Annotated in this window: 17 protein-coding genes; 7 read left to right on the top strand and 10 right to left on the bottom strand. The window is 74.2% G+C overall.

Annotation, left to right across the window (positions count from 1 at the left end; translation table 11 throughout):
• Window positions 1–54: 54 nt before the first annotated feature.
• The gene (gene purM, locus KC207_RS00325) at window positions 55–1,167 is read right to left on the bottom strand and encodes a phosphoribosylformylglycinamidine cyclo-ligase (RefSeq protein ID WP_211600861.1); all 1,113 of its coding nucleotides are present in this window, start codon (window positions 1,165–1,167) and stop codon (window positions 55–57) included.
• Window positions 1,168–1,223: 56 nt separating this feature from the next.
• On the opposite strand from purM, the gene KC207_RS00320 reads away from it, so the two are divergent.
• Window positions 1,224–1,676: a hypothetical protein gene (locus tag KC207_RS00320; RefSeq protein WP_211600860.1), complete on the top strand. Its 453-nt coding sequence runs from the start codon at window positions 1,224–1,226 to the stop codon at window positions 1,674–1,676.
• A 224-nt stretch (window positions 1,677–1,900) separates the two neighbouring features.
• Here KC207_RS00320 and pntB read toward each other — a convergent pair whose 3' ends face one another.
• Complete coding sequence (gene pntB / locus KC207_RS00315; RefSeq protein ID WP_211600858.1) at window positions 1,901–3,307, bottom strand: Re/Si-specific NAD(P)(+) transhydrogenase subunit beta; 1,407 nt, start codon at window positions 3,305–3,307, stop codon at window positions 1,901–1,903.
• Complete coding sequence (locus KC207_RS00310) at window positions 3,304–4,854, bottom strand: Re/Si-specific NAD(P)(+) transhydrogenase subunit alpha (protein ID WP_211600856.1); 1,551 nt, start codon at window positions 4,852–4,854, stop codon at window positions 3,304–3,306. Before KC207_RS00310 ends, pntB begins: the two co-directional genes overlap by 4 nt.
• A gap of 197 nt (window positions 4,855–5,051) precedes the next feature.
• On the opposite strand from KC207_RS00310, the gene glpK reads away from it, so the two are divergent.
• Window positions 5,052–6,572, top strand: coding sequence for a glycerol kinase GlpK (gene glpK, locus KC207_RS00305; RefSeq protein WP_211600854.1), 1,521 nt, complete (start codon window positions 5,052–5,054; stop codon window positions 6,570–6,572).
• Window positions 6,573–6,578: 6 nt separating this feature from the next.
• Here glpK and KC207_RS00300 read toward each other — a convergent pair whose 3' ends face one another.
• From KC207_RS00300 to KC207_RS00285, 4 genes are all read right to left on the bottom strand, one after another.
• Entirely contained in the window at window positions 6,579–8,720 is a 2,142-nt protein-coding gene (locus KC207_RS00300) for a sunset domain-containing protein (RefSeq protein ID WP_211600851.1), read from the bottom strand.
• A 67-nt stretch (window positions 8,721–8,787) separates the two neighbouring features.
• On the bottom strand, window positions 8,788–10,422 hold the full coding sequence (locus KC207_RS00295; RefSeq protein WP_211600849.1) for an AMP-binding protein: 1,635 nt from the start codon (window positions 10,420–10,422) through the stop codon (window positions 8,788–8,790).
• A gap of 75 nt (window positions 10,423–10,497) precedes the next feature.
• Window positions 10,498–11,994, bottom strand: a complete 1,497-nt coding sequence (locus KC207_RS00290) for a pyridoxal phosphate-dependent decarboxylase family protein (protein WP_211600847.1) — start codon at window positions 11,992–11,994, stop codon at window positions 10,498–10,500.
• Window positions 11,995–12,217: 223 nt separating this feature from the next.
• The gene (locus tag KC207_RS00285; RefSeq protein WP_249138456.1) at window positions 12,218–13,555 is read right to left on the bottom strand and encodes an MFS transporter; all 1,338 of its coding nucleotides are present in this window, start codon (window positions 13,553–13,555) and stop codon (window positions 12,218–12,220) included.
• Window positions 13,556–13,585: 30 nt separating this feature from the next.
• Here KC207_RS00285 and KC207_RS00280 point away from each other — a divergent pair, with 30 nt between their 5' ends.
• Entirely contained in the window at window positions 13,586–14,218 is a 633-nt protein-coding gene (locus tag KC207_RS00280; protein WP_211600845.1) for a hypothetical protein, read from the top strand.
• A gap of 106 nt (window positions 14,219–14,324) precedes the next feature.
• Here the strand turns inward: KC207_RS00280 and KC207_RS00275 are convergent, their stop codons facing one another.
• The 3 genes from KC207_RS00275 to KC207_RS00265 form a co-directional block, all read right to left on the bottom strand.
• Window positions 14,325–15,248, bottom strand: coding sequence for a putative endonuclease domain-containing protein (locus KC207_RS00275; RefSeq protein ID WP_211600843.1), 924 nt, complete (start codon window positions 15,246–15,248; stop codon window positions 14,325–14,327).
• Between the two features lie 149 nt (window positions 15,249–15,397).
• On the bottom strand, window positions 15,398–16,636 hold the full coding sequence (locus KC207_RS00270) for a PQQ-dependent sugar dehydrogenase (protein ID WP_211600842.1): 1,239 nt from the start codon (window positions 16,634–16,636) through the stop codon (window positions 15,398–15,400).
• A gap of 108 nt (window positions 16,637–16,744) precedes the next feature.
• Complete coding sequence (locus tag KC207_RS00265) at window positions 16,745–17,083, bottom strand: MGMT family protein (protein WP_211600840.1); 339 nt, start codon at window positions 17,081–17,083, stop codon at window positions 16,745–16,747.
• 88 nt (window positions 17,084–17,171) lie between these two features.
• Between KC207_RS00265 and KC207_RS00260 the strand changes: the two genes are divergently transcribed.
• The 4 genes from KC207_RS00260 (at window position 17,172) to KC207_RS00245 (ending at window position 19,706) form a co-directional block, all read left to right on the top strand.
• Window positions 17,172–18,389: a pyridoxal phosphate-dependent aminotransferase gene (locus KC207_RS00260; RefSeq protein WP_211600838.1), complete on the top strand. Its 1,218-nt coding sequence runs from the start codon at window positions 17,172–17,174 to the stop codon at window positions 18,387–18,389.
• Window positions 18,386–18,796 (top strand): fluoride efflux transporter FluC, encoded by a 411-nt coding sequence (locus KC207_RS00255; RefSeq protein WP_211600836.1) that lies wholly within the window; start codon window positions 18,386–18,388, stop codon window positions 18,794–18,796. Before KC207_RS00260 ends, KC207_RS00255 begins: the two co-directional genes overlap by 4 nt.
• Window positions 18,793–19,152, top strand: a complete 360-nt coding sequence (locus tag KC207_RS00250) for a fluoride efflux transporter FluC (protein ID WP_211600834.1) — start codon at window positions 18,793–18,795, stop codon at window positions 19,150–19,152. The genes KC207_RS00255 and KC207_RS00250 overlap by 4 nt, the downstream gene beginning before the upstream one ends.
• Window positions 19,153–19,367: 215 nt before the next feature.
• Complete coding sequence (locus KC207_RS00245; protein WP_211600832.1) at window positions 19,368–19,706, top strand: hypothetical protein; 339 nt, start codon at window positions 19,368–19,370, stop codon at window positions 19,704–19,706.
• Window positions 19,707–19,772 lie beyond the last annotated feature (66 nt).

The following is a 19,772-nucleotide window of genomic DNA, read 5'->3' as shown; positions in this document are numbered from 1 at the left end:
CGGATCGGCGCGCGCTCGCACCTCGACCCGGAGCGGGCCGCGTGCCCGTCGCGGTCAGGCGGCGGGGTGGTCCCCGACGAGCTCGACGGAGCCGCCCTCGACACCCTTGGCCCCGCGGACGACCTCGCCCAGCGCGAGGTCGGCGGTCGAGGCGTCGAACACCTCCCCCATGACCCACGTGTCGATGCCGCGCCCGGTGAGGTGGGCGGTCGCCGCGTCGACGGCGTCGGCCGGGACGACCGCGGCGAACCCGACGCCCATGTTGAGCGTGCGCTCGAGGTCGTCGCGCGGGACGGAGCCGAGGTCGGCGACGGTCGAGAAGACGGCGGGCGGGGTCCAGCAGCCGCGGTCGACCCGGGCGTGGACCTCCGGCGGCAGGACCCGGGCGAGGTTCGCGGCGAGTCCGCCGCCGGTGACGTGCGAGAGGGCGTGGACGTCGACGACGTCGGCCCGGACGAGGTCGAGGAGGTCGGCGGCGTAGACCCGGGTCGGCTCGAGCAGCTCCTCACCGAGGGTGCGGCCGAACTCGTCGACGTGGCGGTCGAGGGCCCAGCCCGCGTGCGCGACGACGCGGCGGACGAGGGAGTAGCCGTTGGAGTGCAGGCCGCTCGAGGCGAGGCCGAGGACGACGTCGCCCGGGCGGACCCGGTGCGGGCCGAGGACGTCGTCGTGCTCGACGACCCCGGTCGCTGCCCCGGCGACGTCGTACTCGTCGGGGTCGAGGAGGCCGGGGTGCTCGGCGGTCTCGCCGCCGACGAGGGCGACCCGGGCCTGCTCGCACGCGGCGGCGATGCCGGAGACGACGGCGGCGATCCGCTCGGGGACGACCTTGCCGCACGCGATGTAGTCGGTCATGAAGAGCGCCTCGGCGCCGGTGACGACGATGTCGTCGACGACCATGCCGACGAGGTCGAACCCGATCGTGTCGTGCCGGTCGAGGGCCTGGGCGATCGCCACCTTCGTCCCGACGCCGTCGGTGGACGTCGCGAGCACCGGACGACGGTAGGCGGCGAGGGCGCTCGCGTCGAACATCCCGGCGAAGCCGCCGAGCCCGCCGAGGACCTCGGGGCGGGTGGCCCGGCGGACCGACTCCTTCATCAGCTCGACGGCCTTGTCACCGGCCTCGACGTCGACCCCGGCGGCGGCATAGGTGATGGGCTCGCTCACGCCGCGAAGCCTACCGGCGGGCGGGGTGTCGGCCGCTCCGTGGGAGGCTGCCGGGTGTGACGACGCAGCAGCCCGCCGCCGACCGGGGCGGCCCGTGGGTGTTCGTCGCGCTCTTCTGCACGGCGCTGACGACCCTGCCCTTCGTCGTCGTCGGCACGCTGTCGGCGCTCGCGCGCGCGGTGGTCGGGCCCCAGGCCGTCACCGGCTCCTCGGGGGCGCTCGGCCTGCTGCCGCACCCCGCGGAGCTCGCCGGGCTCATGGCGTTCGCCGCGCCGGTGTGGTTCGTCGGGGCGGTGGCTGCGGCGTTCGTCCCCGGTCTCGCCACCCGCTCCCGGCTGCTGCTCGCGGCGTGCGGGCCGGCGACGGTCGCGGCGGTGCTCGTCGGGCTGACGAACGCGGGCGGGCTGGTCGCGGCGCTCGACGCGCTGGTCATCGCCGCCGTCGGCTGGGTCGTCGTGAGCGTCCTGCGGCGCACCTGGCTCGAGGCCGAGGCGCCCGCCGCCCGTTGAGGCGCACCCCACATCACCACCTGGAGCGCGCCCCACATCGCCGGAATGGTTGTGATCACGACCAGGACGGCGCCGTAGCGTGCGACGTCAGCGGGGACACCGGCGACCGGGGCGATCACACCCGGTTCGCCACCAGGTGCGGTTCCTGGCGCGAGAAGCGGGGCGATCACACCCGGTTCGCCACCAGGTGCGGTTCCTGGTGCGAGAAGCGGGGTGGAGGGCGGTCAGAGGGCCTTGAGGATGTCCTCGACCCGCTCGCGGGCGTCGCCGAAGAGCATCTGCGTGTTGTCCCGGAAGAAGAGCGGGTTCTGCACGCCGGCGTACCCGGTCGCCATCGAGCGCTTGAAGACGACGACGTCGGTCGCGTCCCACACGGTGAGGACCGGCATCCCGGCGATCGGCGACGTCGGGTCCTCGGCCGCCGCGGGGTTCACCGTGTCGTTGGCGCCGATGACGAGGACGACGTCGGTCGCCGCGAGGTCGTCGTTGACCTCGTCCATCTCGAGGACGATGTCGTAGGGGACCTTCGCCTCGGCGAGCAGGACGTTCATGTGTCCCGGGAGCCGCCCGGCGACCGGGTGGATGCCGAACCGGACGTCGACGCCCCGCGCCCGCAGCTCCTTCGTCAGCGACGCGACGGGGTACTGCGCCTGCGCCACCGCCATCCCGTAGCCGGGCGTGATGACGACCGACGACGCGTCGGCGAGCATCGCCGCGACCCCCTCGGCCGTGATCTCCCGGTGCTCGCCGTGCTCGGCGTCGGCCGCGGCGGAGGACCCGCCTTCGACCCCGAACCCACCGGCGATGACCGAGACGAACGACCGGTTCATGGCCTTGCACATGATGTACGACAGGTACGCACCCGAGGACCCGACGAGGGCGCCGGTGATGATGAGCAGGTCGTTGCTCAGGAGGAAGCCCGCCGCGGCCGCGGCCCACCCCGAGTAGCTGTTGAGCATCGAGACGACGACCGGCATGTCCCCGCCGCCGATCGACGCGACGAGGTGCCACCCGAGCGCCAGCGCGAGCACGGTGAGCAGGCCGAGCACGAGGTGCCGGGCGAAGACCGCCTCGCCCTCGGGCAGGACGGCGTAGACGACGGTGAGCACGACGAAGACGACGAGCGCCCCGAGGTTCAGCCGGTTGCGGAACGGCAGCATGAGCGGGCGCGACGGGATGCGCGCCGACAGCTTGAGGAACGCGACGATCGACCCGGTGAACGTCACGGCGCCGACGAAGACCCCGACGGCGACCTCGACGGCGTGGATCGTCGGGTACTCGGTGATCTCGTACGAGCTGTTCCAGCCGACGAGGACGGCCGCGAGCCCCACGAAGCTGTGGAGCAGGGCGATGAGCTCGGGCATCCCGGTCATCTGGACCTTGCGGGCGCGGTCGAGGCCGATGACGGCGCCGATGCCCATCGCGGCGACGATGACGAGCAGCCCGAGCCAGCCGGACCCGTCCTCACCCGCGGTCGCCGCGAGCACGGTGGCGACGAGGGCGACCGCCATGCCGACGATCCCGTAGCGCACGCCGTTCCGGGCCGACTCGTGCTTGGAGAGCCCGGCGAGGGCGAGGATGAAGAGCAGTCCGGCGACGATGTACGCGCCCTGGACGAGGGTCGCGCTCATCGGGTCGCCTCCTCGCGCTGGAACATGCCGAGCATCCGTTCGGTGACCCGGAACCCGCCGAAGACGTTGATGCTCGCGACGAGGATCGCGACGAACGCGAGGACGGTCTGCGCGGCCCCGTGCCCGACCTGGAGCAGGGCGCCGACGACGATGATGCCGCTGATCGCGTTCGTCACGGACATGAGCGGGGTGTGCAGCGCGTGGTGGACGTTGCCGATGACGTAGAAGCCGATGACGACGGACAGCACGAAGACCATGAGGTGGCCGAGGAACGGCGGCGGCGCGACGGCCGAGACGGCGAGGAACGCCAGGGCGCCGACGACGGCCAGGCCGAGCTTGCGCTCCCGGGTCATCGGCTGCTTCGCCGGGGTGGGCTCCGGGGTGTCGACCGTCGCGACGTCCGTCCCGGGGGTCGGCGCGGCGGAGACCTGGACCGGCGGCGGAGGCCACATCACCTCGCCCTCGCGGACGACCGTCATCCCGCGCTGGACGACGTCGTCGAGGTCGAGGACGAGCTCGCCGTCCTTCTCGGGGGTCAGGAGGGTCATGAGGTTGACGAGGTTCGTGCCGAAGAGCTGCGAGGCCTGCGTCGGCAGCCGCCCCGGCAGGTCGGTGTAGCCGAGGATCGTCACGCCGTTGTCCGTGACGACCCGCTCCCCCGCGACCGTCCCGGCGACGTTGCCGCCGTTGGCCGCGGCCATGTCGACGACGACGGACCCGGGCTTCATCGAGGCGACCATCTCCTCGGTGAGCAGCCGGGGCGCCGGCTTGCCGGGGATGAGGGCGGTCGTGACGACGATGTCGACGTCGGCGGCCTGCTCGGCGTAGAGCGCGGCCGCGGCGGCGTCGAAGTCGGCGCTCGTCTCCTTGGCGTAGCCGTCGGCGGACGGGCCGTCGTCGGCGACGTCGACCCGGAGGAACTCGGCCCCCATCGACTCGACCTGCTCGGCGACCTCGGGACGGGCGTCGAAGGCCCGGACGACGGCGCCGAGGCTGTTCGCGGTGCCGATGGCGGCGAGCCCGGCCACCCCGGCGCCGACGACGAGCACCTTCGCGGGCGGCACCTTGCCGGCGGCGGTCACCTGCCCGGTGAAGAACGACCCGAACTCGTGGGCGGCCTCGACGACGGCCCGGTAGCCGCCGATGTTCGCCATCGAGGACAGGACGTCGAGCGACTGCGCCCGCGAGATCCGCGGGACGGCGTCCATGGCGAGCGCGGTGACGCCCCGCTCGGCGAGGGCCGCGACGAGGTCGGGGCTCAGCGCGGGAGCGAGGAGGCAGGCGAGGACCTGGCCGGCGCGCAGGCGGCCGACCTCCTCGTCGGTCGGTGCGGTGACCTTGAGGACGACGTCGGCGTTCCACACCGCGTCGTCGATGACGTCGGCGCCCGCGTCACGGTACGCGTCGTCGTCGAAGCTCGCGAGCCGGCCGGCGCCCTGCTCGACGAAGACCGTGTAGCCCAGTCCGACGAGCTTGCCGACGGTCGCGGGCGTCGCCGCGACCCTCGTCTCGCCGGGCCGGGTCTCTCGGGGGACGCCGATGCGCACAGGGAATCCTCTCGCCGGGGTCGGTCCGGACCGAACCTAGCGCCTGCACCCCCCGACCGACACCCGACGTCGCGGGGATCACGGGCCCGGTCCGGATGCCGGGCAACGCGTCCGGTCCCGACGCCCGGCGTCACCTCCGGGCGAGACGCGCGCCGCGGACCTTCCCCGTCCCGGGTGGCTCTGGAAGGGTGCGGGGCATGACCGACAGCAGGTACGTCCTCGCGATCGACCAGGGCACGACGAGCAGCCGCGCCATCGTCTTCGACCACGCCGGCACGATCGTCGCCAGCGACCAGCTGGAGCACGAGCAGGTCTTCCCCCGCGCAGGCTGGGTCGAGCACGACCCCGTCGAGATCTGGGACAACACCCGCAAGGTGATCGGCGGCGCGATGTCGAAGGCGAACCTCGACCCGGACGACGTCGTCGCCGTCGGCATCACGAACCAGCGTGAGACCGCCGTCGTGTGGGACCGCACGACCGGCGAGCCGGTGTACAACGCCATCGTCTGGCAGGACACCCGCACCCAGAAGATCGTCGACCGGCTCGCCGAGGACGGCGGCGCCGACCGGTACAAGGACGTCTGCGGGCTGCCGCTCGCGACGTACTTCGCCGGGCCGAAGGTCATGTGGGTCCTCGAGAACGTCGACGGCGCCCGGGAGCGGGCCGAGGCCGGGGACCTGATGTTCGGGACCACCGACACGTGGGTGCTGTGGAACCTCACCGGCGGCGCCGAGAACGACGGCGTCCACGTCACCGACGTGACGAACGCGTCCCGGACGATGCTCATGGACCTGCGCACCCTCGCGTGGGACGAGGACGTCGCCGCGGACATGGGCATCCCGCTGTCGATGCTGCCGGAGATCCGCTCCTCCTCCGAGGTCTACGGAGAGTGCCGACCGGGCGTCCTCAAGGGGGCGCCGGTCGCCGGCATCCTCGGCGACCAGCAGGCCGCGACGTTCGGGCAGGCCTGCCTCGAGAAGGGCAGCGCGAAGAACACGTACGGCACGGGCAACTTCATGCTCCTCAACACCGGCACCGAGCCGGTGCCGAGCGAGAACGGGCTGCTCACGACGGTCTGCTACAAGCTGGGCGAGGAGGAGACGGTCTACGCCCTCGAGGGGTCGATCGCCGTCACCGGCTCGCTCGTGCAGTGGGTCCGCGACAACCTGGGGCTCATCCGCGAGGCGCCGGAGATCGAGGAGCTCGCGACGAGCGTCGACGACAACGGCGGGGCGTACTTCGTCCCCGCGTTCTCCGGGCTGTTCGCGCCGCACTGGCGTCCGGACGCCCGCGGCGCGCTCGTGGGGCTGACCCGGTACGTCAACCGCGGGCACGTCGCGCGGGCCGTCCTGGAGTCCACGGCGTTCCAGACCCGCGAGGTGCTCGACGCGATGAACGCCGACTCCGGGGTGCCGCTCGAGGAGCTCAAGGTCGACGGCGGGATGGTCGTCAACGAGACGCTCATGCAGTTCCAGGCCGACATCCTCGGCGTCGACGTCGTGCGTCCGAAGGTCGCCGAGACGACGGCGCTCGGTGCGGCGTACGCCGCGGGGCTCGCCGTCGGGTACTGGTCCTCGACGGAGGAGATCGCGCAGAACTGGGGCGAGGGCAAGCGCTGGAGCCCGCGGATGGACGAAGGCGAGCGCGAGCGGCTCTACCGGAACTGGAAGAAGGCCGTGACGAAGACGCTCGACTGGGTGGACGACGACGTGGACTGACGCCCGTCAGCCGTCGGAGCGGTGGAACCCGGAGCGCTCGGCCGCGGCGGCGTCGTAGAACCACACGTGGGCCTCGGCGTCGTCGTACCCGGCGTCGCCCGGCAGGCGGTAGCTCATCGTGTCGCGGTACGCGGCGACGGGGTGGTCGAGCGGTTGGGCGCCGTCGTCGATCGCCGCCGCGGACCCCATCCCGTAGCCGCCGTCCCGGATCTCGTGGAAGTCCGACACCCGACGCGGAGCACGGGCCAGATGGTCGGTCCGGGCGTCGCTCGCGGTGTCGTCCGGCGCCTCCGTCGTGCCGGTGTCCCCATCGTCCGTCGTGACCCTCTCCGTCGCGCCGCTGTCCGTCGTGCCGCCGTCCGGCTCGTCGGTCGTGACGGCGCCGTCGTCGTCCGTCTCCTGCTCGTCCCCGACGGTCGGCGTCGCCGGCTCGTCGGCCACGTCCGGCTCGCCGGGGGCGGGCTCACCGGTCGGCGTCGACGTGCCCTCGCTCGTGGAGCCGTCCGCGGCGGGTCGCCCGTCGGCGCCCGGGTCGTCGGACGCGGACACCTCGTCCTCCTCGACGGCCTCGCCGTGCGAGACGTCCGCGACGGCGGCCTCCCCGCCGGCGCCTCCGGTCTCCGCCTCGAGCGTGGAGTCGGCCGTCGTGTCCTCGCTCGTCGCGTCATCGGCCGGGGCGTCGGTCGTCGGGGCCGCGTCGGCCGGGGCCGTCGGGTCGGAGGTCGTGGGGTCGGTGACGACGTCGTCGGTCGCCGCGGCCTCCTCCTCAGCGGCGGTCGTCGCCGGCGAGCCGTCGGGCGCGGTCGGCTCGCCCGGCAGGCCGGACCCGGCGATGCCCGCCTCCTGCGCGTCGTGGCGCATCTCGGCGCGGTCCCGGGCCAGGTCCTCGGCCCGGCGCTCGTTCTCCTCGAGCAGGGTGCCCTCGTCGGCGGCCCAGTCCCGACCCGGCGTCGGGTCGAAGGGGTCGTCGGAGGTCGACCGGCTCGCGGTCCCGGAGTCCGTCACCGGCTCGTCGTCCTGGGCTGCGGCGGTCTCGACGACGCCCGGCGTCTGCGTCCCTGAGCTCGTGCCGTCGTCCGACGCGCCCTCCGACGTCCCGTCCGTCGCCGGGCGGTCCGTGCCCTCGGGCACGGCGTCGTCGGTGGTCTCGTCCGGCCGGTCGGTCTCGGGGTCGTGCGGTCCGCCCCAGTCGTTCGTCGAGTAGCGCGCCTCGGCGGAGGCCTCGCTCGACGCGGTGTCCTGCTCGGCGTCGGACCGGGCGTCGTCGTCCCAGGAAGTCGTCATGCCGGGCTCGTTACCCGGTGCGGACGTGTGCCACACCTGACCCGACGTCTCCGCCTCCTCGGCCGGCGCCCCGGGCTGCGCTTGCTCGGCGGACGGCGCCGGCTCGGCGGGTTGCGCCGGCTCCTCCGGGCCCTCCGGCACCGCTCCGGCGCTCGGGGTCATGACCTCCTGGGGCTCGCCCATGGCCCGGGCCTCCCAGTCGTCCTCGTCGCGGTAGTCGGCGGCGGACGCGATGCGCGCGCTGCGGTCCACGTCGTCCTCGGGGACGTCGGGCCGCACGGCCACCGCGGACCCGGCCACCGGGGCCGCCGGGGCGGCGGACCACGCGTTCCGCTCGGCCTCCTCGCGCATCCGTCGGGCCTCGGCGCGGGTCGCCGGGGCGGCCGAACCGTCGGTGAGGGCCTCGGTCGAGCCCGCGTCGGACGGGGGGACGGTGGACGAGGGCGTCTCGGGGCCGGCCGCCGGCTCGACGGCGACGCCCTCGGGGGCCGGGGGCAGGGCGGGCTCGTCCGGGGTGTCGACGTCGGGGTCGACGGTGTCGGCCTGGCGCAGCATCGCCTCGTAGCGCGAGCGCGCGGTGTCGGTGGCGGCCTGCTGCTGCTCGGCCTCGGCGCCGAGGTCCGCGGCCCGGCGGGCGGCCTCGTCGGCCTCCGCGCGGGCGAGGTCGGCCCGCTCGGACGCCTGGGCCGCGAAGGCCTCCTGGCCGGCGAGCCCTGCACCGACCTCCTCCGCCTCGGCCCGCAGCCCGGCCGCCTCGGCCCGGGCCTGGTCCTTCTTGCCGGAGGAGCGCTGGACGAGGAACCAGACGAGCGCCACGGCGAGGACCACGACGAGGACGAGGACGAGGAGCTGCGTGGTGTTCAACGGGTCTCCCGGGGATGCGGCAGGACGATCACCGGGACAAACTACCGTCGCCGCGCCCCGGGGGCGGTCACCCGCGCAGGCCCAGGTCGGCGACGGTCCTCTCCCGCATCTCGACCTTGCGGACCTTGCCCGTGACCGTCATCGGGAACTCGTCGACGACCTGCACGTACCGGGGGATCTTGTAGTGCGCCAGGCGGCCGGCGCAGAACTCGCGGACGACCTCGGCGGTGAGCGGCTCGGCGCCGTCGTTCATCCGCACCCAGGCGCACAGCTCCTCGCCGTAGCGCTCGTCGGGGACCCCGATGACCTGGACGTCCTGGACGTCGGGATGCGTGTACAGGAACTCCTCGATCTCGCGCGGGTAGACGTTCTCGCCGCCGCGGATCACCATGTCCTTGATCCGGCCGGTGATCCGCACGAACCCCTCGTCGTCCATGACGCCGATGTCGCCGGTCCGCATCCAGCCGTCGACGAGCACCTCGGCCGTCTTCTCCGGCTCCTCCCAGTAGCCGAGCATCACCGAGTACCCCTTCGTGCAGAACTCCCCCGGCGTCCCGCGCGGCACCGTCTCGCCGGTGGCGGGGTCGACGACCTTGATCTCGAGGTGGGGATGCACCGAGCCGACCGTCTCGACCTTCTGCTCGAAGGTGTCGTCGGTGCGGTTCTGCGTCGAGACGGGGGAGGTCTCCGTCATCCCGTAGGCGATCGTCACCTCCTCGATGCCGGACTCGATGAGCTTGGTCATCATCGACGCCGGGCACGGGGACCCGGCCATGATCCCGGTGCGCACCGACGACAGGTCGTAGGAGGCGAAGTCCGGCAGGCTCCACTCGGCGATGAACATCGTCGGGACGCCGTAGAGCGACGTGCACCGCTCCTGGGCGACGGCCGCGAGCGTCGCCGCCGGGTCGAAGCCGGGCGCCGGGATGACCATGCAGGCGCCGTGGGTGACGGCCGCGAGGTTGCCCATGACCATCCCGAAGCAGTGGTAGAAGGGCACCGGGATGCAGATCCGGTCCTCCTCGGTGTACCGGCACGTCTCGCCGACCATGTACCCGTTGTTGAGGATGTTCCGGTGCGACAGGGTCGCGCCCTTCGGGAACCCGGTCGTCCCGGAGGTGTACTGGATGTTGATCGGCTCGCCGGCGTCGAGCCCCGCCGCGACCTCCGCCAGCCGCTCGGCCGGCACCTCGTCGGCGCTGGCGACGAGGGCGTTCCAGGACTCCTGCCCGATGACGAACGCCTGCTCCAGACCCGGGCAGTCGGGACGCGCCTGCTCGAGCATCGCGACGTAGTCCGAGGTCTTGAAGGACTCGGCGAGGACGAGCATCCGGATGCCCGACTGGCCCAGGACGTACGTCAGCTCGTGCGTCCGGTACGCGGGGTTGATCGTCACGAGGATCGCGCCGATCTTCGCGGTCGCGAGCTGGGTGAGGGTCCACTCCGCGCAGTTCGGCGCCCAGATGCCGATGCGGTCACCCTTCGCCAGACCGGCGGCGAGCAGACCGCGGGCGAGCCGGTCGACCTCCTCGGCGAGCACCGCGTAGGTGTACCGGCGGCCGGCCGAGACGTCGACGAGGGCCTCACGGTCGGGGTGCCGGGCGGACGTCGCGTCGAACGCGGCGCCGATCGTCCCCTCGAGGAGTGGGGGCTCGGTCGGGCCCACGGTGTGCGAGAGGGCGGGGTCGGGTGCGGTGCTCATCGACGTCCTTCCGGCGGCGGTGCCTGGTCCTGCCAGCCAACACCCGGGCGGCGGGGGCGGCAACCCGCCGACCCGTCAGGCCGTCGTCGGGCGGGCCAGTCGGTCGAGGACACCGACGAGCAGCGCCTCACGGACGGCGGGCGGGGCCGCGTCGAGCAGGGCGTTGACCGGTGCCATCCGCTCGGGCAGCGCGATCCCACCGTCTCCCCCGGCGAGGCCCGCGGCCGCGAGCAGCCCGTCGAAGGCGTCGGCGTCGAGCGTGGACGGGTCGAGCGCGGCGAGCATCCCGACGAGCGTCGGGTCGGCCACCACCGGCCCGGCCGCGCGGGCGGCGGCGACCGCCTCGCGGAGGGCGACGAGCAGGTCGGGGACGGACGGCGCGGTCGCCGCGGACAGGGTGAGGTGCAGGGTCGCCGGGACGTCACCGAAGGCCATCTGCGGCTGGGTGAACCACCCCTGGGCGAGCATCTCGTCGGCGACGGTGTGGACGTCGCACGAGCCGTCCGAGACGAGGGCGAGCAGCGTCGAGTCCGGCGGGACGAGGACGTTCAGACCGTCGATGCCCTCGACCGCCGCGGCGACCTCGAGCGTCGCGGACCGTGCCGTCCGGGCGAGGTCGCGGTACCCGTCGACGCCGATCCGTCGGGTGACCGCCCACGCCGCGGCCAGTGGGCCACCGGACTTCGTCGACTGCACCGTGCTGTTGAGCATCGTGTAGCCGGGCCAGGCGGCGGAGGCGAAGAGGTGCCCGCGGCGCAGGTCGGCGTCCCGGTGCAGCAGCAGCGACACACCCTTCGGGGTGTAGGCGTACTTGTGGAGGTCGACGCTGATGCTCGTCACGCCGGGGACGGCGAAGGTCCAGGGGCCGGGGGCGTCGGTGGCGCCCCGGTCGGTGCCGGTGTCGGACGCGGCCCCGTCGAGGAAGGGCAGGACCCAGCCGCCGATGCACGCGTCGACGTGGCAGCGCACCCCCCGGGCCGCTGCGACGGCGGCGATCTCCCCGACGGGGTCGATCACCCCGTGCGCGTAGGAGGGGGCGGAGGCGACGACGAGGACGGTCGTGTCGTCGACCGCGGCCTCCGTCGCGGCGGGGTCGGCGCGCAGGGTGTCCGGGTCGACATCGACGACGACCGGACGCACCCCGAGCAGGTGGGCCGCCTTGAGGAAGGCGGCGTGCGCCGTCGCGGGCAGGACCATCGACGGCGCCGTGACCCCCGCCTCGGCACCGGCGGTCCGCGTCGCGAGGACGGCGAGCAGGATCGACTCGGTGCCTCCGGACGTCGCGACGCCGACGGCGCCCTCCGGCCCGTCGAGCAGCGCGGCCGCCGTCGCGACGAGGTCGTTCTCCATCCGCAGCAGGGACGGGAACGCCGTGGGGTCGAGGCCGTTGGAGCCGGCGAACATCGCGACCGCCTCGCGCCCCAGCTCGTCGGCGTCGGCGAGCCCGGAGTCGTAGACGTAGGCGAGAGTGCGACCGCCGTGCGTCGGCAGGTCGGCGGCGCGGAGCGCGTGGAGGGCGGCGAGGACCTCCTCCACGGCGAGGCCGGCGGTGTCGGGGCGGATGACGGACATCGGTGTCTCCTCGTCGGGCCGCGCGGGCGGGCTCGGGTACGTCACGGATCGTCGCACGGCGCCACGACGAGGGGCGTCCGCGAGACCTCCTCGGTGCTGCACCCACCGCAGCAGTGACGTCGTTGCTGCACCCACGCCAGCAGCGACGTCAGTGCTGCTCTCACACCAGCAGTGACGTCAGTGCTGGCAGGAGAACAGCACTGAGGAGGGCTGGGAGAGGACGTCAGCCCTGGGAGGCGCGCGGGTCGAGCCGGGAGCGACGGAGGACGACGAGGGAAAGGGCGACGAGGACGGCGGGGACGACGGTGAAGCCGAGCGCGATCGCGAGCCGGGCCGTGTCGGGCTGGACGGCCGCGGCGTCCGTCGACGACACGTACCCACCGACCTGGAGGATGCCGGCGAAGAGGAACGGCCCGACGGCGAGCCCCGCCGTCTCGCCGGCGGTCCACACGCCGGTGTACGTCCCGGCCCGGTCCTCCCCCGTGCGCGCCGTGTCCGCCGCGGCGACGTCCGGCAGCATCGCGAGCGGGAACATCTGGCAGGCGGCGTACCCGACCCCGACGACGCCCACCGTCACGGCGGTCGCGGCGAGACCCACCGGGATCGCGGCGAGCGTCGCCAGCGCCCCGCCGCCGAGCAGCAGCGACCCCCACACGTACCCGGCCCGTTTGCCCCGCGCCTCGCCCACCCGCTGCCACAGCGGGGTCACGAGCAGCGCCGGGCCGACGAAGCACACGAAGAGCACCGTCGAGGCCCCCGACCCGCCGAGCAGCACCCGCGCGACGTAGTCGACCCCGGCGAGCATCATGCCGATCCCCAGCGCCTGGACGACGAAGACGAGCAGGAGGGTGCGGAAGTCGCGTTCGGCGGCGACGATCCGCAGCTGGTCCCGCAGGCTCCCCCCGGCGGTCGCAGCGCGTCGCGCGGGGGCGAGACGGGTCCCCCACCAGGCGCCGAGCGTGCCGAGGACGATGAGGACGCCGACGAACAGCCCGACCCCGCGGTAGCCCCACGTCGGGCCGAGGGTGTCCCGCACGAGCGGGGACAGCCCGCCGCTCAGCAGGATCGCGAGGGCGAGGATCGCCACCCGCCACGTCATGAGCCGGGTCCGTTCGTGGTAGTCGTCGGTCATCTCCGCAGGCATCGCGAGGTAGGGCACCTGGAAGAACGAGTACGCCGTCGCGCAGACGAGGAAGAGGACGACGACCCACGTCGCGGCGAGCCCGGTCGGCGACGTCGGGCCGGCGAAGAGCAGGACGAACGCGACGGCGAGGGCCAGCCCTGCCCGCAGGAGGAACGGCCGGCGTCGCCCGCCCGGATGCGTCGAGCGGTCGCTCACCCGGCCGGCGACCGGGTCGAGGACGACGTCCCACAGCTTCGGCAGGAGGACGAGCAGTCCCGCCAGCCCCGCGGCCACCCCGAGCCGGTCGGTGAGGTAGGGCAGGAGGAGCAGCCCGGGGACCGTCCCGAAGGCCCCGGTGGCGACCGACCCGAGGCCGTACCCCCGACGCGCCGCGGAAGGCAGCGCGGCGCCGACCGGTGCGGCGGTGGGGCGGCTCACCCGTCGGACCCTAGCGACGATGATGGGGTCATGTCGTCACGTCGCAGGTTCCGGGGCCGCATCGCCGGGGTGGGGTCCACCTCGGGGGTGCGCGTCGTCGTGGGCTGGTGGCTCGAGTCGCCGTTCGGGGACTTCGCGGACGTCATGGTCGAGCGGCCGGACGGGCACCGGGTGCTCCTCGCGCCGAGCGAGCAGGTCGCCGACCTCGTGTCGAGCACCTACACCTTCGACGAGGTGCGGATCGAGGACGTCGACATCGACGGCGACCGCGGACGGGTGGACGGCGATCCCCGGCCTGGGCGCTGGGGTCCGTCGTCCCCGTCGCTGACGATGTCGCTGGAGGTCGGTGACCGCATCCCGCTCGGCCGGCTGCTGCAGGTGCTGCCCCGACCGCTGCTGGAGACCCCGGCCTTCGCGACCCTCGCCGACCCGGTCGCCCGAGTCGTCGTCCGCGGGGTGCGGACGCGCGGGGTCGCCCGGCGAGGGCGCCGGGAGTACTACGGCGCGACCGACGTGCACGCCGTCACCACGATGGCGGGGACGTTCGACGGGGTGGACCTGGGCTCGCTCGCACCGGTCGACCCGCCGTGCCGGTTCGGGTTCTCCTCGACGCCGCGCCGGCCGTCGGTCACGTCGGTGACGACGACCATCGTCGACCTCTAGCGCCGCCGACGCCCGCCACACCGGTGCCGCCGGCTCCACGAGGGGTCACGACGCGCCGGTCCGAGGGCCGCGGCCTCGGCGTGTCGTGGCCCCTCGACCTCTTCAGTCACCCGATCCGGAGCCCGCTCGTCTCCAGCCCCAGCTCGCGGGCGAACCGCAGCAGCGTGAGCCGTCGCCTCGGCGACCGCCACACGTCCTCGGCGAAGAGCTCGAGGACCGTCCAGCCGAGGTCCGAGGCCAGTCCGGCTCGCTGCGCGTCGGTGCTGCGGCGGCGACGGTCGGCGTGGTCCTCGCCCTGGTACTCACCGACGACCTGCTGGTCCCGCCAGACGAGGTCGCCCTCGAGGAGCCATCCGCCGGCGGCGTCGCGCACCACGCCGTTGACCTCGGGCTCGGGGAAGCCGGCGTCGTGGAACATCAGGCGCGCCCGGGTCTCCATCGGGGACCGCACCCCCGGCCGGACGAGGGACAGGGCGTCGAGGAGGACGCGTCGGCCTCGAGGACGGCACCGACCGTCCAGGACCTGCCGGAGCGAGCCCGCCCCGGCCTCGAGCCTGCCGACGACGGAATCCGCCGCGACGACGAGGTCGTCCCGCCCGAGCGTCGGACCGACGCACTCCCCCAGGTCGCACCACGTGTCCGCGAGCCCGACGACCCGGACCCCGGACACCTCGTCCACCGCACGGCGCTCCAGGCCCCGGTGCCCACGACACCCCGCTCTGCGGATCCGGGTGCGGTCGGAGCGGCGCATGATGTCGAGCACCGGGTCACGTTCCACCGACCGGGGCATCGGCATCCCGTGGAGCAGCGCGGCCGTCCGGTGGGAGAAGGCGACGTCGGCCGGCAGCGCGAGAGTGAACGCCGCGACGCGGTCCTGCAGGTCGGACGGCCAGGCGGGTGACCGGACGCCCCGCGTCGGTCGTGCCAGCGACGGGTGCCGGGTCCGCGCGACCGGGTGACCGGCGGCGACGAGGTCCGCCGGTCGGAACGGGCCGGCCGGGAAGGCCGTCCTCGGCAGCGGTCGTGGCATGTCCACAGGGTGACCGGATCGGGGCACCGGCCCGGCTCGTCATCCACAGGCCGCGGTCGAGGGGTCGGGACACGCCGCACCTGCGCTGCCTCCTGCGGCGTGTCGTGACCCCTCGACACCCGAGGGCGGCGGAGGCGCCGCCTCGGGCGTCAGGCCTGCGGGGTCACCTTGAGCAGGACGTCGTCGTCGCCGTTCGTCGTCGTGACGTACAGCGCGCCGTCCGGGCCGAGTCGCGCCGCCCGCAGCCGCCCGTACGGCCCGTTCGTCGCCTCCGGGACCGACACCTCGGCGAGCGCCCCGTCGTCGCCCAGCTGCATGAGGAGCAGCTTCGCCCCCTTGAGCGCCGTGACGACGAGCGCCCCCTCGAGCGCGCCCCACTGCTCGCCCTCCAGGAACTCCGCCGAGCACACCGCCTGCGTCGTCTCGCCCGACTGCCACACCGCCGGCACCGCGTCGGGGTAACGCTCGCGGTCGGTCATCGGGACGCTCTCGTCGTACCCGCCGACGGTCCCGCCCTGAGCCGGGTCCCACCCGTAGTTCGCCCCGGCCTCGATGCGGTTGACCTCGTCGTTGTTGCTCGGGCCGTGCTCGGCGGTGTAGACCTCGCCCGTCCCCGGCTGCACGGCGACGCCCTGGATGTTCCGGTGGCCGTAGCTGTAGACGTAGCGCTGCCGGCCGGACTCGTCCGCGAACGGGTTGTCCGGCAGGGGCTCGCCCGTCTCGAGGTCGAGCCGGATCACCTTGCCCCCGAGGCTGGAGAGGTCCTGCGGCAGCGAGCCGACGGCCGTGTCGCCCGTCCCGACGAGCAGCGCCCCGTCGTCCGCGATCTCGGGCCGGCAGCCCGAGTGCCGCCCGGTCGAGATCGGCAGCCCCGTGAGCAGGTCGTCGACCCGCTCCGCCGACGCCCCGTCCTCGGCGAGCCGCCACGTGACGAGCCGGATGTCGTCGGGCGCGCCGGAGGGGTCCATGTGCGTCTGGCACGTCGTGAACTCCCGCGACTCCTCGAAGTCCGGGTGGACGACCATGCCCATGAGGCCGCCCTCCCCCTCGACGTAGACGTCGTCGAGGTCGGCTTCGACCTCGGTGCGCTCGCTGCCGGGCGCGGTGCCGTCGACGAGGGAGATGCGGGCCGGACGCTCGGTGACGAGGACCTGCCCGTCCGGGAGGAAGCCGATGTCCCAGCCGTGCTCGAAGCCGCTCGCGACCTCCTCGACGGCGAGCTCGGGGACGACGGTGCTCTCCGGCGCGGGGCTCGGCGAGGCGTCCGGGGAGCCGGACGCGGTGCTCGGGGTGCCCGGCACCTGCCCGACGCCGTCGTCGTCGGCACCGCAGGCGGTGGTGGCGAGCAGGGCGAGGGCCGCGGCGGCGGCGGGGATCGCGGGGCGCATACCCCAGTCTCACAAACGGACCGGTCGGGGTCGCGCTCCGATGCAGGATCGTGACGACGCCGTCCCACGTGCCCGCCCCGACCGGCCGGCCGTGCTCGGAGGACCCGGTCAGCCCGGGAGGTCGGCCACCGCCCGCTCGTACGCCGCGGCGAGCGCGTCGAGGTCGGCCCGGTGGTCGGCGATGCGGCACCCCAGCCCGTTCGGCTTCACGAGGATGCCCTCCTGCGCCCACACCGGGCGGGCCCGCTCCCGCAGCGGCGCCGGCAGGTCCCCCGCGGCGTTCGTCACCCGCCACCACGTGACGTTGCCGCCGTAGGCCTTCATGATCGAGCCCACGTAGCGCGGACCGCAGCCGACGAGCGCGGCGAGGTCGCCGTAGGAGACGACCCGGCCCCGCGGCACCTGCTCGACCGCCCGGAGCACCCGCTCCACCACGACGTCGTCCATCCCCCGAGTGTGCCGGACCGCCGTCGGCGCCGACCGTGTCGCCGGAATGCCCGCGCGGGCGGCGGGACCCCGGTGCGAGGATGAGCCCATGCGCCGGATCGTCCAGAGCAAGAAGCTCCAGCACGTCCGCTACGACGTCCGGGGCCCGATCCTCGTCGAGGCCCAGCGGCTCGAGGCCGAGGGCCACAAGATCCTCAAGCTCAACATCGGCAACACCGCGCCGTTCGGCTTCGAGGCTCCCGACGCCATCGTCGCGGACATGGTGCACAACCTGCCGGACAGCCAGGGGTACGCCGACTCGCGCGGCATCTACTCGGCCCGGACGGCCGTCGCGCAGTACTACCAGGCACGGGGGCTCAAGGACACGGTCGTCGAGGACGTCTACATCGGCAACGGTGTCTCCGAGCTCATCTCGATGGTCCTCCAGGCGTTCGTCGACGACGGCAACGAGATCCTCGTCCCGGCGCCGGACTACCCCCTGTGGACCGGCGCGGTGTCGCTGTCCGGGGGCACGCCGGTGCACTACCGCTGCGACGAGTCGAACGGGTGGGACCCCGACCTCGTGGACATCGAGGCCAAGATCACCCCGGCCACCCAGGCGCTCGTCGTCATCAACCCGAACAACCCCACCGGGGCGGTCTACTCGGAGGCGACGGTCCGCGGTCTCGTCGACATCGCCCGGCGGCACGACCTCGTCCTCATGGCGGACGAGATCTACGAGAAGATCCTCTTCGACGACGCCGTGCACCACCACACCGCCGCCTTCGCCGGCGACGACGTCCTGTGCCTCACCTTCAGCGGCCTCTCCAAGGCCTACCGGGTGTGCGGCTACCGCGCCGGCTGGGTCATGGTGAGCGGACCCAAGCACCTGGCCCAGGACTTCCTCGAGGGCCTGACCCTCCTCGCGAACATGCGGATGTGCGCCAACGTCCCCGCGCAGCACGCGATCCAGACGGCGCTCGGCGGGTACCAGTCGGTCGAGGAGCTCATCGGGCCCGGGGGCCGTTTCCGTGAACAGAGCAAGCTGGCGTCCCGGCTGCTCAACGACATCCCGGGGGTCTCGTGCGTCGAGCCGAGCGGGGCCCTGTACTGCTTCCCCCGCCTCGACCCGGAGGTCTACCCCATCGAGTCCGACGAGGCGTTCGTCATCGACCTCCTGCGGGCGAAGAAGATCCTCGTGACGCACGGCACCGGCTTCAACTGGTTCGAGCCGGACCACTTCCGCCTCGTCACCCTGCCCGACGAGGAGACCCTCACCGAGGCCATCGGGCGCATCGCCGAGTACCTCGAGACGATCCGGGCGTGACCACTGGGGCGCGCGGCCCGGACGTCACGGTCCTCGCGGGGGTCGCCGCCGGGGGCGCGGCCGGCTCGCTCGGCCGGTGGGGCGTCGGCCTCTCGCTGCCGCCCACGCCGGGCGGCTTCCCGTGGGCGACGTTCCTCGTCAACGTCACCGGGGCCCTCGCGATGGGCCTGCTCGTCGCCGTCCTCGTCGAGCGCCCCGGGACCCACCGGCTGGTCCGACCGGTCGTGGGCGTCGGGCTGCTCGGTGGCTGGACGACGTTCTCGGCCCTGGCCGTCGACGCCGTGACCCTCGGGGACTCCGGCCGTCTCGGGGTCGCGGCCCTCTACCTCGCTGCGACCGTCGTCGTCGGGGTCCTCGCGGTCGTCGGGGGCCTGCGCCTCGGGCGGACCCTGTGGGCGGGCCCGTGACCGCTGCCGACGCGCTGCTCGTCGCGGTCGGGGCCGCTGTGGGGGCGCCCGCCAGGATGCTCGTGGGCCACTGGGTCCGGCAGCGGTTCGCGGTCGGCGCCCCGGTCGGCACGCTCGTCGTCAACGTGGCGGGCTCGTTCGTCCTCGGCCTGCTCGTCGGCGGCGGGGCGGGGCACGGGTGGCTCGCCGTCGGCGGGACGGGGTTCTGCGGTGCCTTCACGACGTTCAGCAGCCTCGCCCTCGAGGTCCGGGAGGTCGCGGAGGACGACGGCCGGCGGGCCGCGGCCGGGCTCGTCGCCGGGTCGCTCGTCCTCGGGCTCGGCGCCGCCGCCGCGGGCTGGGTCCTCGGGCGCTGACCGGTCGCCGCCCGGACCGCGCCGCCCGACGCGGGGAAGGCCGCCCGCGCATCGTCGAGCGGGCGGCCTCCGAGGTCCGCCGGACCCGTGGGCCCTCGGTCCCGGCGGGGGTCGGCCGACGGGGGCGGCGTGGCCACGCCCGAACGGTCGACCGGGGACCAGCCTAGGACGAGCGCGGGGAGCACGCGAGGGCACGGTCCGTATGCTCGGTCCTCATGCGCTCCGACGACCTCGGCCGGCCCGACCTCCTCGACGAGCTCGCGCCCCCGCACGAGGCCTCCGCGGACCACCGCACCGGTGGCCCCGGGGTCGGCTCGATGGCCCGGGCCGCGGGCGTCACGCTCGTCCTCATGGTGCTCACGAGCCTCGGCGCGATCGCGGGGGGCTGGCTCGCGTCCGACCGGCTGCCCGACGTCGAGTACGCGTCGGTCATCTGGGAGGGCCTGGCGGTGGTCGCCTGGTGCCTGCTGTGGGCGCTGTTCGCGGGCGCGGTCTCCCTCGCCCTCGGCGTCGTCGTGGTGGCCCTGCCGTGGGCCCGTCGTCGCGGTCGCTGACCCGCCGACCCGCCGATACGCCGACGGCGCCGCCCCCACGCCCGCGACGACCGGACCCCGACGACC

The sequence above is a fragment of the Phycicoccus avicenniae genome, from assembly GCF_018139485.1.
In the GTDB taxonomy this organism is placed as follows: Bacteria; Actinomycetota; Actinomycetes; order Actinomycetales; family Dermatophilaceae; genus Phycicoccus; species Phycicoccus avicenniae.
Note: the sequence above shows the minus strand (reverse complement) of the source record. Positions and strands in the feature narration are given on the sequence as shown.